Below are 13,899 nucleotides of genomic sequence, written 5' to 3' on the forward strand. Positions count from 1 at the left end.
GCTGTCGGCAAAGATAATACTAGTTCTAGCCCATGCACTTTGTTGTTTCTACCATCGTCTCGAACTCGCATTGACCACGACAGTAGCCAGTAATGCTGTCTTGCAGCCTTCTTTATTCTTCGTCTTTCCTAACTCAGCAGCTCATTGAACTGCTTGAGCCACTGCGGATGCGCCGGCCAGGCCGGTGCGCTCACCAATTTGCCGCAGGTAATGGCTTGATCCACGTCGATATCGGCAAAATCGCCGCCGGCCAAGGTGACGTCTGGGGCGCAGGCGGGATAGGCGGACACTCTCAGGCCTTCAAGCGAGACCGCCGCTGCCAGCAATTGGGCGCCGTGACAGATTACCGCCAGCGGCTTGTCGTACTCCATGAAGTGACGCACCAACTCGAGCACTCGTTCGTTTAGACGCAGATATTCCGGGGCACGACCACCCGGCACGACCAGGGCATCATAGTCGGCAGGATCGGTTTCCGCGAAGGTCGCGTTAAGGGTGAAGTGGTGTCCGGGCTTCTCGGTATAGGTCTGATCGCCCTCGAAGTCGTGAATGGCAGTCTTGACGCTATCCCCCTCACGTTTCTCGGGACAGATAGCATGCACCTCGTGCCCCATGGCCTGTAGCGCCTGGAACGGCACCATGATCTCGTAATCCTCGACGAATTCACCGGCGATCAACAGTATCTTGGCCATGGGCTATCTCCTTTTTCACGACAACGGACAATTGACGATGATGTGTTTATCCATCCTAGTGGGCCAAAGCCCCTTGTGCACGGGAACGTTTACCACAATCGATGCGTCCTAGCGGGATGGCAACGAATAATGTAGTTGAGGAGAAGTTAATGAAACTGGCCGTGCATAGAGCACTTGCATTCGTCATTCTACTAATGGCAATTACTCAGACAGGGCTAGTTCAGGCGGCGCAAGCCCAGGCTGCGTTATCTCCTTTCGAGGCAACCTATTCGCTCGTCATCAAGGGATGGCCCGATGCACGCATCAGCCACCGACTCTCTCGCCTGGAGGATGCTTGGCAGAGCGAGATGAGTGCTTCAATCGCCACCGCGGAGGGCGATGAACTCAGTCGCTTTCGCCTTGAAGGAGATACTATCGATGCCCAGACCTATGCCAGCGGCTACCGTTTTCTGGGCTTCGGGGAACGTTATCAGCTGAATGCCGACGAATTGAGCTCTCTACCGGATCGGCAGACAGCACTGTTCATTCTCTCGCGTCAGGCCAACAATGCGCGCTGCACTCATAGCCAAGTTGCTCCCTGTCGACTGCACTTTCTGAACTATGAAGGGGAGGAAACGATACTCAAGTATCGAGTCGTCGGTCGTGACGAAGTCAGCCTGCCCGCCGGTACTTTTCCCCGCATTACCCTTGATGCTTGGAACCCCGACAAGCCCGATCGCCATCTGATCTTTGGCTTTCATCCGCAGATTCCAGGGCTCTTGTTGAGCCTTGAATATCAGCGTGAAGGTCAGCTGAAGAGTCGTCTCACGCTTCAGCGTCTGGCGCTTGAAACAGACAGGAATCAGCGCCCCTGATGGGGTATCAGCGAAACTCACTTACGAGTCGATGCGCTAACCGCTAAAGTAGACCGCCATATTCGCTATTGGAACATCTCGATGCTGGCTGGTCTGTTGCTAATTTTACTTCCCCTGATTCTGGGTTACCTGGTGCCGGTACGCGACAAGCGCGTTCTGGCGCTCATCAATCACGGCGTCAATCTATCCGTTTATGTGATCCTGGCCCTGATGGGCATCAGCCTGACCGGACTCGATAACCTCGGTGGCCAATTGACCCGGATGGGCGGTCAGGCACTCCTGCTGTTTGCGATCATCACCCCCATCAACCTGGCTGCGCTATGGTGGCTGTCCCGGCGCAGCCGACTACGCGCGGGCACCTCCCCGGTAGTCAAGGATGCCCCTACCAGCAAGCTGGCGGCCATGGCCGGCTCGCTTGCTCTAGCGGGTGTGGTAGCACTGGGTGTGGTGGTCGGTGTGCTGTTGGGCAGCCTGGGCTGGACGTCGGTGGCGGCGTTGGCCGAACAGCTAGCCGAATGGGTGCTCTATGTGCTGCTGGCACTGATCGGTTGTCAGCTGCGTAATTCCGGCATGAGCCTGAAACAGATTCTGCTCAATCGCCACGGTCTGGCAATCGCCATCACGGTAGCGGCCAGCTCCCTTATCGCCGGGCTGCTGGCTGCTCCGCTACTCGATTTGCGTTGGAATGAAGGTCTGGCGATGGCCGCCGGGTTCGGCTGGTATTCTCTGTCCGGCATCCTGATCGGCGATCAGCTAGGGCCAGTATTGGGAGGAGCAGCCTTCTTCAACGATCTGGCCCGGGAGCTGCTGGCCTTCCTATTGATACCGCTGGTCATTCACCGCGCCACGCCACTGGCGATCGGCTACGGCGGCGCCACCTCGATGGACTTCACCCTCCCGGTCATCCAGCAACACGGCGGCATCGCCTGCGTGCCTATTGCGGTGGTCAGCGGCTTCATCCTGTCGTTGTTGTCGCCGCCGCTGATCCTGTTTCTTCTTTCGTTATAGGCCTGTATCAGTAAGCCGCACAGGGCTCGTGACCTGCCGGTGCGGGCAACTGACCGGCCCGCTGCGCGACTGCCTGCGCCGCATCAGCACTGACCTTGAACTGCTCGATGACACCCGCCATCTCCTCGGACTGTTCATCCAGCGACTTGCTCGCCGCCGCCATCTGCTCCACCAGGGCGGCGTTTTGCTGAGTCACCTCCTCGAGCTGCGACATGGCCTGATTGATTTGCTCGATCCCTGAAGATTGCTCGGTGCTTGCGGCGGTAATATCGCTGACCAGATCGGCCATCTTCTTCATCTGTCCAGCGATGGTTTCCAGGATATTACTGCTGTTGGTGACCAGTGCCTCGCCTTCGTTGATGTTGTTGACGTTGTTCTCGATCAGTTGACGAATCTGGTTGGCTTCTTCGGCGCTGCGACTGGCCAGATTGCGCACCTCGGAAGCGACCACCGCGAAGCCACGCCCATGCTCACCGGCACGCGCTGCTTCGACGGAGGCATTCAAGGCCAGCAGATTGGTCTGGAACGCAATGCTGTCGATCGCCTTGATGATGGAGGTGACCTGCTGGTTCGATTCGTGAATCTTGGTCATCGCCTGGCGTGCCTGACCGGCTACTTCGCTGGCCTGATGCGCCTGACCGGTGACTTCTGTAGACATGCTCTGAGCCTGGCGGGCATTGTCGGCGGTCTGGTGCACGGTCGACGTGATCTGCTCCATGCTGGCGGCGGTTTCCACCAGGGAGGCAGATTGTTCCTCGGTACGCTGGGCCAGATCCTGGTTACCCATGGCGATTTCACCACTGGCGACCTTCACCGACATCGCGCCCTGCTTGACGTTGGCCACCAGTTGCTCGGTCGTGGCCGTGGAGTCATTGAAGGCTTGATAAAGCTGGGACAGCTCATCGCTACCCGCTACGTCGAGGCGCTGGGTCAGATCGCCGCCACGATTGAGAATGTCCTGTAGTGCACGCTTGAGGGGCACTACGATGCTGCGCACGATGGCAAACGCCAAAAAGATTGCCAGGCCTGCGGCCAGCGCTGCAATGACAACGTATTGTATCAGCGCATTACGTGCCCGCTGATACAAGGTTGCCGTGGTAGTCAGTATGTCTTCGGATACGGCATCCTCAATGCCCTTGAGCCGGCCAAGCTTGACGGTCTGCCACTCGAACCATTGCTGCGGATCGACATCGAATCCACCTTCGGCGGCTCGCTCGATCACCAGTTCGCGAAGACCCTGGACTCGCTCGATTTCGGGACCCGCCAAGCCTTCATCGAGACGCGCGACCATGGCATCCTCTGCCAGGGCTCGGAAGCTCTGAAGGAAGGCCGCTTCCTTGCCGATCAAGGTCATGAAACGTTGATACAGGACCGGACTGATCTGGTCAGCGCCGAACGCATTGGAGAGCAGAGCCCGCTCGATACCCGCCAGGTCCTTGGCTTCCAGCAGGCTATAATAGGCATCGAGACGCCGGGAGACGCTGGCCTCCTGAGTGATGTGACTCATTTGGGCAACGAGATTCATCAGCTCGCTGTTGATGCCGGTGTAATGGCCGAGGGCTTCGCTGGTGGATATCGACAGGGCATTCACCCGCTGACGAATCTGGGATGTTGCGTCCAATAGCTCGCCTACCGTTGCAATCCGTGTGGCGAACTCGCCCTGGAGAATATCGCCATCCAGTTTGTTCAGATGCGTCTGAAATGCTCCGACCTGAAGATCGGTCGCCTTGCGCTGCTCGGGTAGCTTGTCCTGAAAGTTGCGTCCCTGACTGCCTAGAAACCCTGCGGTCATGCCTCGTTCACGCTGCAGTTGGTGGATCAGATTGCCGCCCTGCTGGGCCAAGCCCGTAAGCGCTTGTAATTCAGACATGACGCTAGTCGTTCGCTGACGCTCGACGATACCGGTAATGGCGAAATAGGCCAGGGCCAGCAATGGCAGCGCCAAAACGAGCAGGAACTTCCTGCTCATGGGAATTCGGTGCAACAGGTGATTCATCGTAAGCCTCGGGATCAAAAGAGATTGTTGAGAAAGGCGATTCTGCTTGTGTCACAAACACAATCCACATGCTCTTCTTCTCTATATCGACGCCCCCTCGAGGCTCTTGAGTGCGCTATCAGATGATTTTGATCAATAATGACTAGAGTCAAGTCATGGACTCGCGAAAGACGCTTGCGCCTTGCTTACACAATTCACGGCCCATAGTGGTCGCCCCCAGTGGTACGCTAAGCCATCTTGTTCTGGAGATGTCGTGATGCGTTTTCACCGCCCAGCCATCTCCCGTTTGGGCGTCAAGCTGTTTGCCATCATTCTGGTCGTCAACGTGGCGATCTCGGGTCTTGTCTTCGTGGGTGTCTCGCGCAGTCTCGATCAGGGATTCATCGACTATCTGGAAAATACGCAGATCAATCGTGCGCAGACACTCGCCGATACCCTCGGGGAGCGATGGTCCCGGCGGGAAAGCTGGCAATGGTTACGCGAAGATGCCCGCGCCTGGGAAGACCTGGTACAACAGCTTCTTTGGCCCGGTTACAGTGAACCGCCTCAAAGCGTGGAAGGCAGCTTGGGCGATGCACGGGATTTCGTATTGCACGATGCGGGCAATCTACCGGTCATCGGCCTGGCGCCTCGGGGCGACAAGGACGATCCGGTCGTTCTCAACTGGCTGCCCATCGAGTACGAGGGAGAACGGGTGGGCACTCTGGGTTACCGCGCGCCCTATCAACTCATGGCGGACATGGACCGGCTCTTCCTGTCGCGTCAGCAGCGCAACCTGGCCGTTATCATAGCGTCCCTCGTGCTGGCTTCATTATTGCTGGCAGGCGGCCTTGGCTGGTGGCTTGGGCGGCGTATGCGCAGCATGACGATCGCTGCCCGCCGCTTGAGTGGTGGTGACTACAGCATGCGTTTGAGTGAGCGCGGCCAGGATGAGCTCTCGCGGCTGGCGAGGGATTTCAATGGCCTGGCGGTGACACTGGAAGCCAATCGTGCTGCGCGTCAACGGTGGGTAGCGGATATCGCCCATGAGTTACGCACCCCGCTGGCCGTGCTCAGAGGAGAGATCGAAGCCCTGCAGGATGGCATTCGCCCCTTGAACGAAGACAGCTTACACTCGCTGTCCCAAGAAGTGGGTCAGCTAGAATGGCTGATAAGGGATCTGCGCTTGCTTGCTCAAAGCGACGCCGGCTCCCTGGACGTACATCTTGAAACTATCGATCTTGCTGCCGTCCTCAAGGAGCGACTGGAGGAATCCCAAGGCTGGCTTGAAAGCGCCAATATCACCCTGGAAACCGCGATTGCCGGCCCCGCGTTCGTGCAGGGTGATCCGAAGCGTTTGCGTCAACTCTGGAACAATTTGCTGACCAACACCCGCGCCTATACTGACGCACCAGGACGCTTGAAGGTTAGTCTTTCATTGGTGGACAATCAGGCTCGAGTGATCTGGGAAGACAGCGCCCCAGGCGTCGATTCTGCGGAGTTACCGCGCTTGACCGAGCGTCTTTATCGCGTTGATGCTTCGCGCAACCGGCGTCGTGGCGGTAGTGGATTGGGGCTTTCGATTGCGGCGGCTCTGGTGCAGGCTCACAACGGTCATTGGCAGGCATCGCATTCGCCTCTCGGGGGTGTACGCTGGACGCTGACGCTGCCTTTGGCTGAACGGTTGATCACTGACCTTGCGTTGACCAAACCAGAGCCGGTAACACTGTCGCCGGCCAAACATGGGACGAAGATATGAGCGAGTCCATTCTGATCGTTGAGGACGAGATCAAGATTGCCAAGCTGATTGCCGACTATCTGGGTGCTAGTGGCTACACCACGTACCACCTGGAACATGGCAACGATGTTCTCCCTTGGCTCCAGGATCGCCCCACCCATGCGCTGCCTTCTCTGGTGCTGCTCGACCTTATGCTACCGGGCACCGACGGCCTGACCCTGTGCCGCCAGATTCATGATCATTGGCCTAGTCTACCCGTCATCATGCTGACCGCACGAGTCGAAGAAGTCGATCGACTTTTGGGACTGGAGCTGGGGGCTGATGACTATATCTGCAAGCCCTTCAGCCCGCGGGAAGTCGTTGCTCGAGTCAGGGCCGTTCTGCGTCGCGCCCAAAGCAGACAAGCAAGTGATGATGTCGCGGTCAATCAACTGGTGCTGGATGAAGAAGGCTGGCGAGCCTTGGCGGATGGCAAGGACATCGAGCTGACCGCCGTCGAATTTCAACTACTCAAGGTGATGATGAGTGCGCCGGGACGCATTTTCTCCAGAGAACAACTGATGGATCATATGTACCGCGACCATCGCATCGTCTCCGAGCGCACCGTCGACAGTCATATCAAGAAGCTGCGCCGCAAGATCGCCGATGCCTGGCCGGAGCGCGAGATCATCCGCTCGGTCTACGGCGTCGGCTATAAGTATCAACCCGAGGAATGAACCGCCCTGTCCTGCGCGAGCACCTCCGGTCATTCGACGTCATCCTGAGCGCTCGTCTCGACGGCGCCCCGCTGCTGTAGCCAACGCGCGATCAGCCAGCATAATGATGCCCATACCGCCCCGGCAGTCCAGCCGGCAAGCACATCGGTCGGCCAGTGCACGCCCATATAAACACGGCTAATGCCCACCAGCACGGTCACCAGCAATGCCGCCAGTAATAGATAGGCTTTCAGACGCCGCCGGGGCTGGATACGAATGAGCAAGGCGGCCAATGTCAGATAGGTCACCGCCGCCATCATCGAGTGGCCACTGGGAAAGCTGGCGGTATAGACGATAGAACCGTGAGAGACCAAATCCGGTCGCGGTCGATCGAAAAGCAGCTTGAGCAGCGTACTCGCCAGCAGTCCCCCGCCCACGGATGTCAGCAGAAATATCGACGCACGGTAGTAGCGGGACAGCAGTAGATAACCAAAGGTGATCAAGGTGATGAAGACCAGCACTCCGACACCGCCCAGTGCCGTGAAATCGCGCCCCAGTTCCTCGATCCATCCCGGTCCGAGCGGGTCGGCGAGATCACCGGGAGTACGAAAGGCCAGCAGGATTCGTTCATCGAGAGGGCGCGTCTCGCCTTCCATGACCGTGTCCGCCAGCTCGATGAATCCCCATATTCCGGCAAACAGTACCACGGCACTCAAGAGGATCGAGAATTCGTAGCGTCCCAGCCAGGAGAGAAAGACAACGGGGCGCCGACTCAACCGGCGGCACTTTTCCAGTAGGCGGGGCATGGGGCATCACTCCTTGATGTATCCATGAAACACGCCCTTGCCGTTACCGGCAAGGACGTGCATTGACTGTGTTTCGCGAATTAGCGCGCTTCAAGATGGGCAGGGGGCGAGCACTCTCTTAGCCGTCCACGTCGGCGCGCACCACCATACACTCCATGCCTCGCTCCATGAGTTGCGCACAGGAACGGCGAGCCTGCCCTTCTTCCATGTCGACGAGCTGGGCCCGAAACACGCCTTGCTCGCTGGTCGATGGCGTCACGGCGACGCGGGAATCGTTCAGAGAGGCATCGAGTTGCCTGACGGCCTGCGAGGCCAGGTCCCGGGCCCCGCTGGGATCACGGAACGCTCCGACCTGGACCGCCCAGCCGTCCATCGAGCGCTGACCTTGGCGATCGACCTGGGCGATCAAGCGCTGGATGGGATCGTCCATGCTCTGTTCGTTCCGTCCCGCAGCGGCCGTAGCCGTGTTGGCTTTATTCTCGGTCGTTGCCACGGCAAGCGTTCTTGTGGCTCTCGTCCGAGTGGGCCGCGATATTGCCTTGGTGCTATCGAAGACATCGGCGCTGGCGATCCAGTCGTTGCGATTCAACAGGCCGGCGCGCACGAAGCCGCGATCGAGCAAGTCCGCCGTATGAGCGTCCCGCGATTTTGCAGTAAAGCCCCCCATTACCACGGTGACGATACGCCGCTCGTCGCGAACCGCCGAGGTCGCGACATTGAATCCCGATGCACGAATGTAGCCGGTCTTGAGCCCATCCGCACCGGCGTAACTATCCAGTAGATTGTTATGCCCGGTATGGGTCTTGCCACGATAGACGAAGCTAGTCTGGGAAAAGTAATCGTAGTACTCGGAAAAATCCTGCATCAGACTCAAGGAGAGCTTGGCCATGTCCTTCGCGGTGGTGACCTGCAAATCATCCGGCAAGCCCGAAGCGTTACGGAAGGTGGTCGCATCCATACCAAGCGCTCGGGCCTTGTCGGTCATCTGCCCGGCGAAGGCACGCTCACTCCCCGCCAAGCCCTCCGCTACCACCACGGCCACATCATTGGCAGAACGCACGACCAGTGCAGGAATTATTTCCTTGATACTGATCCTGTCACCGGGACGTACCCACAGCTTGGAAGGTGGCTGCGCCGCGGCATGAGAAGAGACCGGGAAGGTATCCTCCAGTGTCAAAGTGCCATCTTCCAATGCCTCAAACAGAAGATAAAGCGTCATCATCTTGGTCAGAGATGCCGGATAACGCGGAGCCTCAGCATTGGATGCGGACAACACCTCACCACTCTCCACATCCAACACGATGGAAGCGTAGCGCGGGTTGGGACCGGCCTGCGCCTGTAATGGCGCGAGGAGTGACGTAGCGATAACCATGAACGCGATGACGCTGCCAAAGCCACGCGAGAGGATGGAAAAAGAGTTGGATGCCATGATTCTTCCCTTGCGCTTTTTTATGTTGATGGTGAGTACCGCCGCCGTGGTGGCATCTCATCGAGTTATCAATTTGTAACTATTTTGTTACACAAAACAGCATTGTCGCTGGTTTGTCAATGCTGCAACTCTGTAGGACTTAAAAGACGACATTGTCCTGATATATGCGTAACTACTCAAGCCTCCCTTAGACTCCTCTCCCCATTTACTTCAGAGAAGCATTCAACTTTTTCTAAGCGTGGTCGTTATTGAACAAAAGAGTTAGGAATCCTGAGATTGTCGAGCGTCTCGTCGGCGGATAGCCCTCATTTCAGCATATAGAGGCTGTTGAGCATGCCGTGAACAGCGCCCTCTGACGAGGCTTATTCAGGATTTCGAAGACTTATCAATTGCAATTGATCGATATGAGGCAATGGCTATGCAGCAGGTCAGCGAGCCCGACAGCACTCTTGAACACTTGATTGGCGTGCCGGTTGAGCAGCTTCAGTCCGGCATGTACGTGGCTGCGCTCGACCGCCCCTGGATCGAGACCCCCTTCATGCTCGAGGGGCTGCTACTGCAAGAAACAAAAGATCTTCAGGCGTTACGGCATTTCTGTAAAAAGGTGTACGTCGACCCCTCTCGCTCCAGTCCCGAAGCGGTGCGTCGGCTACGCACACTGAGCGTCCCTTCACGTTCACAAGCATCCTCTGCCCCTGCCACGCCTCGTCTTGTATATCCCATCAAGCGCACGGTCGAACAGGAGTTCAGCCATAGCCGGGGTGATTATCAGGAAGCCAAACAAATGGTGCATCGTCTGCTGAGGGATGAGCAGAACTGGCACCGCAACCTGCCCGACGTCAAGCATATGGTCGGTCGTTTTGCTGACTCTATACTCTCGAATCCCAGTGCACTCAACTGGCTGGCGCGTATCAAGCATGAAAGCGAATATACCGCCGAACACTGCCTCAATGTTGGCGTCGTGGCGATGATCTTCGGCCGTCATCTGGGTTTCGAGCGATCACAGATAGAAGAGTTGGGGCTTGCCGGCATGTTGCACGATGTTGGCAAGATGAAGCTCGATCAAACCATTCTGAACAAGCCCGGCAAGCTGACCGAAGAAGAGTTCGCCCACATCAAGACCCATGTGCTCGAAGGCTACGCCATGCTCAAGGACGAGCAACTATCATTGACGATAAAAGAGGCTTGCCGCGATCATCATGAACGTCTGAACGGCACGGGCTATCCGTCTGGCAAACGACAAGAAGAGATCGACTGCACCGCAAGGATCATCGCGATTGTCGACACTTACGATGCCATCACCAGCGATCGTGTTTATGGTCCGGCGCGCCCCACCGCGGAAGCGCTCGATATTCTTTATAAGCTACGCTGTACCCACTACGACGAAGAACTCGTCATACGTTTCATCGAATGCATCGGCATCTACCCACCGGGCTCCATTGTCGAATTGCATAACGGCATGATCGCCGTGGTGCTGTCCGTGGAACCAAATAAACGCCTGAAACCGAAGATCCTGGTGATGCTAGACGAAGACAAGAATCCGATACATCAGACAACCCTCGATTTGGCCGATCCCAAAGTATTCGACGACAAACGCCTGAACATCAAGAAGGTGCTACCACCGGGCTCCTACAACATCCATCTGGAAGGATTGATGGAGCGACTGCTTCAGCCGACCGCTTGAGCATGGACATAGCGCTTCCCTATTACATCCATACACAATTCAAATAAACAAATAGTTACATAAACCATCACTACCGCCGATATGAGTCAGCATGGATAGCAACGCATCCTCATGGTTTTTCTGACCCATTGGACTCGGAGTGTGGTAGTGAACAGAATTTTCTCAGCAGCAAGAAACATGACGCTCAAGTCACGTCTGATAGCGGGTTTCTCTGCCGTCATCATGCTCATGGTCGTGTTGACCGGTATCGGCATCATCCAGGTCAAAGCCATCGATCAAGGACTGACGACCATCAATGACGTGAATAGCGTGAAGCAGCGGCACGCCATCGACTTCCGCGGTAGCGTACATGATCGTGCCATCGCCCTGCGCGACATCACTCTCGTTGAAGACAGCGCCTCCCTCGATGCCTTGCTGGCGCTTATCGCCAAGCTCGAGGCTGACTACCAGGCAGCGTCAGCGAGCATGCAGACCATGTTCGATGAACGCAGCGATATCACCGCCAAAGAACGTACTGCACTCGCCGCCATTCAGGAAGTCGAGAACGCCGCCAAGCCGCTGGTGGAAACGTTGATCGAGCAGCGCCTTGCCGGTGACATCCAGGGCGCTCAGACGCTTCTGCTGAGCGAGGTCGGTCCCCTCTTCGCCAACTGGCTAAAGGTCATCAACGTGTTCATCGACCTCCAGGAAGCGATGAACCAGATCGAAACGGCCTCGGCCCGCGATATGGCCAGCGGCTTTCAACTGCTCATGCTGCTCCTCTGCGGTGCAGCCGTCGCCATCGGCCTACTAGTGGCCTTCCTGCTGACTCGCTGGCTGCTCCGCGCCCTTGGCGCCGAACCTTACCAGGTCAAGGCCTTCGCCGAGGCCATCGGTCATGGCAAGCTGGCCACGCGTGTCGATCTGCGTCCCGGAGACCGACACAGCATCATGGCAGGCTTGGTGAGCATGGCGCAGCAGCTGCAGTCGACGGTTTCCAACGTGCGCAACTCGGCACAATCCGTGGCCGAGAGCAGTCGGCAAATCGCCGATGGCAACAACGAACTCGCCTCGCGTACCGAGCAACAAGCCAGCGCGTTGGCACAGACCGCCTCTTCCATGGAGGAGCTTGGCAGTACCGTGCAGCAGAATGCCGACAACGCCCGTCAAGCCAGCGAACAGGCCAACAATGCCTCTCAGGTCGCAATGCGCGGCGGTGAGGTTGTGGGACAGGTCGTCGACACCATGAACGATCTCAATCAGCGCTCCCGGGAGATCGTCGACATCATCGGCATGATCGACTCAATCGCCTTCCAGACCAACATTCTGGCACTCAACGCTTCGGTAGAGGCCGCACGGGCCGGCGAACATGGACGCGGCTTTGCCGTGGTGGCCAGTGAGGTGCGCCTGCTCGCCCAGCGTAGCGCCGAGGCCTCCAAGCAGATCAACACCCTGATCACCGGTAACCTCAAGCGTGTCGAGGAAGGCTCTCAACTGGTGGCCGAGGCCGGCCGTACCACCGACGAGATCGTCGCCTCGATCCAGCGCGTTACCCAGATCATGGAGGAGATCAGCAACGCCAGCGCCGAACAGAGTGACGGTGTGCAGCAAGTCAGCGAGGCGGTCACCCAGATGGACCAGACCACCCAGCAGAACTCTGCCCTGGTGGCGGATAGCGCCAGCGTCGCCAATCATCTTAGCGCACGTGCCCAGCAACTCATCGAAGCGATGGCGATCTTCCAGCTGGAGCAAGGTACTTCACACACCCCTGATCTTCAGGCGTCAAAAAAGGCCTCTCCCGCTCCAAGGCTCACCCAGGCGGTTTCTCGCCATAGCCCGGCCGCACGAGAGGATGATTGGCAAAGCTTCTAGACAACCGGGCTGAGATGTTGCGGAAAATCAATTGTAAAAAAAGAACGCGGCCTCGGCCGCGTTCCTGTCGTCCACGAGTCGTCTTTCGCGATTCTCAACTCGCCAGATCCATCACCACCCTTCCTTCAATCTTGCCCTCCATCATACGCGAGAAGACGTCGTTGATGTTTTCCAGCTTATCGGTGGAAACCGTTGCCTTGACCTTGCCGTCCGCGGCGAACTGCAGCGACTCCTGCAGATCGCTACGGGTACCCACGATGGAGCCTCGCACGGTGATGCCGTTGAGTACCGTCTCGAAGATGGGCAACGGGAAGTTCCCAGGCGGTAGACCATTGAGCGAGATGGTGCCGCCGCGACGTACCATGCCCTGAGCCTGTTCGAAGGCCTTGGGCGAGACCGCGGTGACCAGTACGCCGTGAGCGCCACCAATTTCCTTCTTCAGATAGGCGACCGGATCGGTCTTCATTGCATTGACCGTGACCGTGGCACCCAATCGCTCGGCCAGGGCCAGCTTGGTATCGTCGATGTCCACGGCGGCCACGTTCAGACCCATGGCCTTGGCATACTGCACCGCCATGTGACCCAGCCCGCCGATACCGGAGATCACCACCCACTGCCCCGGCTTGGTGTCGGTCATCTTGAGTCCCTTGTAGACCGTCACCCCGGCACACAGTACCGGCGCGATCTCGACGAAATCGACGCTGTCCGGCAGATGGCCGACATAAGCCGCCTCACCCACCGCATAGTCGGCAAAACCGCCGTTGACCGAGTAACCGGTGTTCTGCTGGGACTCGCACAGCGTCTCCCAACCACGCAGGCAGTGCTCGCAGTGGCCGCAGGCGGAATAGAGCCAGGGAATGCCGACCCGATCGCCTTCCTTGACGTAGTCGACGCCTTCACCCACCGCCGCCACATGGCCGACCCCTTCGTGGCCGGGAATGAAGGGCGGTGACGGCTTGACCGGCCAGTCGCCGTGGGCGGCATGTAGATCGGTGTGACAGACCCCGGAGGCGGCGATCTTCACCAGTACCTCGCCCTTGCCGGGACGTGGTACCTCGACCTCCTCGATCTCCAGGGGTTGGCCGAAGGCACGCACGACCGCGGCTTTCATCGTCTTATCCATGATACTTGCTCCAGGCGTTGAAGGGGGCGGCTGAAACGCCGCCCCCA

The 13,899-nt window shown here is 58.0% G+C and carries 11 protein-coding genes; 6 read left to right on the plus strand and 5 right to left on the minus strand.

The window, feature by feature from the left end:
- Nucleotides 1–128: 128 nt before the first annotated feature.
- Nucleotides 129–689, minus strand: a complete 561-nt coding sequence (locus tag ACPF7Z_RS14850) for a DJ-1/PfpI family protein (protein WP_425194032.1) — start codon at nucleotides 687–689, stop codon at nucleotides 129–131.
- A gap of 149 nt (nucleotides 690–838) precedes the next feature.
- Between ACPF7Z_RS14850 and ACPF7Z_RS14855 the strand changes: the two genes are divergently transcribed.
- Entirely contained in the window at nucleotides 839–1,543 is a 705-nt protein-coding gene (locus ACPF7Z_RS14855; RefSeq protein WP_425194033.1) for a hypothetical protein, read from the plus strand.
- A gap of 81 nt (nucleotides 1,544–1,624) precedes the next feature.
- Nucleotides 1,625–2,551, plus strand: a complete 927-nt coding sequence (locus ACPF7Z_RS14860) for a lysine exporter LysO family protein (protein ID WP_425194034.1) — start codon at nucleotides 1,625–1,627, stop codon at nucleotides 2,549–2,551.
- Between the two features lie 7 nt (nucleotides 2,552–2,558).
- On the opposite strand, the gene ACPF7Z_RS14865 is transcribed toward ACPF7Z_RS14860, so the two are convergent.
- Entirely contained in the window at nucleotides 2,559–4,520 is a 1,962-nt protein-coding gene (locus ACPF7Z_RS14865) for a methyl-accepting chemotaxis protein (protein WP_425194035.1), read from the minus strand.
- Between the two features lie 283 nt (nucleotides 4,521–4,803).
- Here ACPF7Z_RS14865 and ACPF7Z_RS14870 point away from each other — a divergent pair, with 283 nt between their 5' ends.
- Both ACPF7Z_RS14870 and ACPF7Z_RS14875 read left to right on the plus strand, forming a co-directional pair.
- The gene (locus ACPF7Z_RS14870; protein WP_425194066.1) at nucleotides 4,804–6,285 is read left to right on the plus strand and encodes an ATP-binding protein; all 1,482 of its coding nucleotides are present in this window, start codon (nucleotides 4,804–4,806) and stop codon (nucleotides 6,283–6,285) included.
- Entirely contained in the window at nucleotides 6,282–6,980 is a 699-nt protein-coding gene (locus ACPF7Z_RS14875) for a response regulator (protein WP_425194036.1), read from the plus strand. The genes ACPF7Z_RS14870 and ACPF7Z_RS14875 overlap by 4 nt, the downstream gene beginning before the upstream one ends.
- Nucleotides 6,981–7,009: 29 nt before the next feature.
- Here the strand turns inward: ACPF7Z_RS14875 and ACPF7Z_RS14880 are convergent, their stop codons facing one another.
- Both ACPF7Z_RS14880 and ACPF7Z_RS14885 read right to left on the minus strand, forming a co-directional pair.
- Nucleotides 7,010–7,765 carry a phosphatase PAP2 family protein gene (locus tag ACPF7Z_RS14880; RefSeq protein WP_425194037.1) on the minus strand — a complete coding sequence of 252 codons (756 nt, stop codon included), beginning with the start codon at nucleotides 7,763–7,765 and terminating at the stop codon, nucleotides 7,010–7,012.
- A gap of 118 nt (nucleotides 7,766–7,883) precedes the next feature.
- Entirely contained in the window at nucleotides 7,884–9,194 is a 1,311-nt protein-coding gene (locus ACPF7Z_RS14885; protein WP_425194038.1) for a D-alanyl-D-alanine carboxypeptidase, read from the minus strand.
- A 418-nt stretch (nucleotides 9,195–9,612) separates the two neighbouring features.
- Here ACPF7Z_RS14885 and ACPF7Z_RS14890 point away from each other — a divergent pair, with 418 nt between their 5' ends.
- Together ACPF7Z_RS14890 and ACPF7Z_RS14895 are read left to right on the plus strand one after the other, a co-directional pair.
- A complete protein-coding gene (locus tag ACPF7Z_RS14890; protein WP_425194039.1) occupies nucleotides 9,613–10,878 on the plus strand; it encodes an HD-GYP domain-containing protein in 1,266 nt (421 codons plus the stop codon).
- A 177-nt stretch (nucleotides 10,879–11,055) separates the two neighbouring features.
- Nucleotides 11,056–12,729: a methyl-accepting chemotaxis protein gene (locus ACPF7Z_RS14895; protein ID WP_425194040.1), complete on the plus strand. Its 1,674-nt coding sequence runs from the start codon at nucleotides 11,056–11,058 to the stop codon at nucleotides 12,727–12,729.
- 94 nt (nucleotides 12,730–12,823) lie between these two features.
- Here the strand turns inward: ACPF7Z_RS14895 and adhP are convergent, their stop codons facing one another.
- On the minus strand, nucleotides 12,824–13,852 hold the full coding sequence (adhP, locus tag ACPF7Z_RS14900) for an alcohol dehydrogenase AdhP (RefSeq protein WP_425194041.1): 1,029 nt from the start codon (nucleotides 13,850–13,852) through the stop codon (nucleotides 12,824–12,826).
- Nucleotides 13,853–13,899 lie beyond the last annotated feature (47 nt).

This window comes from Halomonas sp. GXIMD04776, assembly GCF_049808615.1.
Lineage (GTDB): Bacteria > Pseudomonadota > Gammaproteobacteria > Pseudomonadales > Halomonadaceae > Modicisalibacter.

What these genes read in the sequence shown, in the direction of transcription:
- ACPF7Z_RS14850 (WP_425194032.1), bottom strand. Translation starts at nt 689, where the DNA reads ATGGCCAAGATACTGTTGATCGCCGGTGAATTCGTCGAGGATTACGAG.
- ACPF7Z_RS14855 (WP_425194033.1), top strand. Translation starts at nt 839, where the DNA reads ATGAAACTGGCCGTGCATAGAGCACTTGCATTCGTCATTCTACTAATG.
- ACPF7Z_RS14860 (WP_425194034.1), top strand. Translation starts at nt 1,625, where the DNA reads ATGCTGGCTGGTCTGTTGCTAATTTTACTTCCCCTGATTCTGGGTTAC.
- ACPF7Z_RS14865 (WP_425194035.1), bottom strand. Translation starts at nt 4,520, where the DNA reads ATGAGCAGGAAGTTCCTGCTCGTTTTGGCGCTGCCATTGCTGGCCCTG.
- ACPF7Z_RS14870 (WP_425194066.1), top strand. Translation starts at nt 4,804, where the DNA reads ATGCGTTTTCACCGCCCAGCCATCTCCCGTTTGGGCGTCAAGCTGTTT.
- ACPF7Z_RS14875 (WP_425194036.1), top strand. Translation starts at nt 6,282, where the DNA reads ATGAGCGAGTCCATTCTGATCGTTGAGGACGAGATCAAGATTGCCAAG.
- ACPF7Z_RS14880 (WP_425194037.1), bottom strand. Translation starts at nt 7,765, where the DNA reads ATGCCCCGCCTACTGGAAAAGTGCCGCCGGTTGAGTCGGCGCCCCGTT.
- ACPF7Z_RS14885 (WP_425194038.1), bottom strand. Translation starts at nt 9,194, where the DNA reads ATGGCATCCAACTCTTTTTCCATCCTCTCGCGTGGCTTTGGCAGCGTC.
- ACPF7Z_RS14890 (WP_425194039.1), top strand. Translation starts at nt 9,613, where the DNA reads ATGCAGCAGGTCAGCGAGCCCGACAGCACTCTTGAACACTTGATTGGC.
- ACPF7Z_RS14895 (WP_425194040.1), top strand. Translation starts at nt 11,056, where the DNA reads ATGACGCTCAAGTCACGTCTGATAGCGGGTTTCTCTGCCGTCATCATG.
- adhP (WP_425194041.1), bottom strand. Translation starts at nt 13,852, where the DNA reads ATGGATAAGACGATGAAAGCCGCGGTCGTGCGTGCCTTCGGCCAACCC.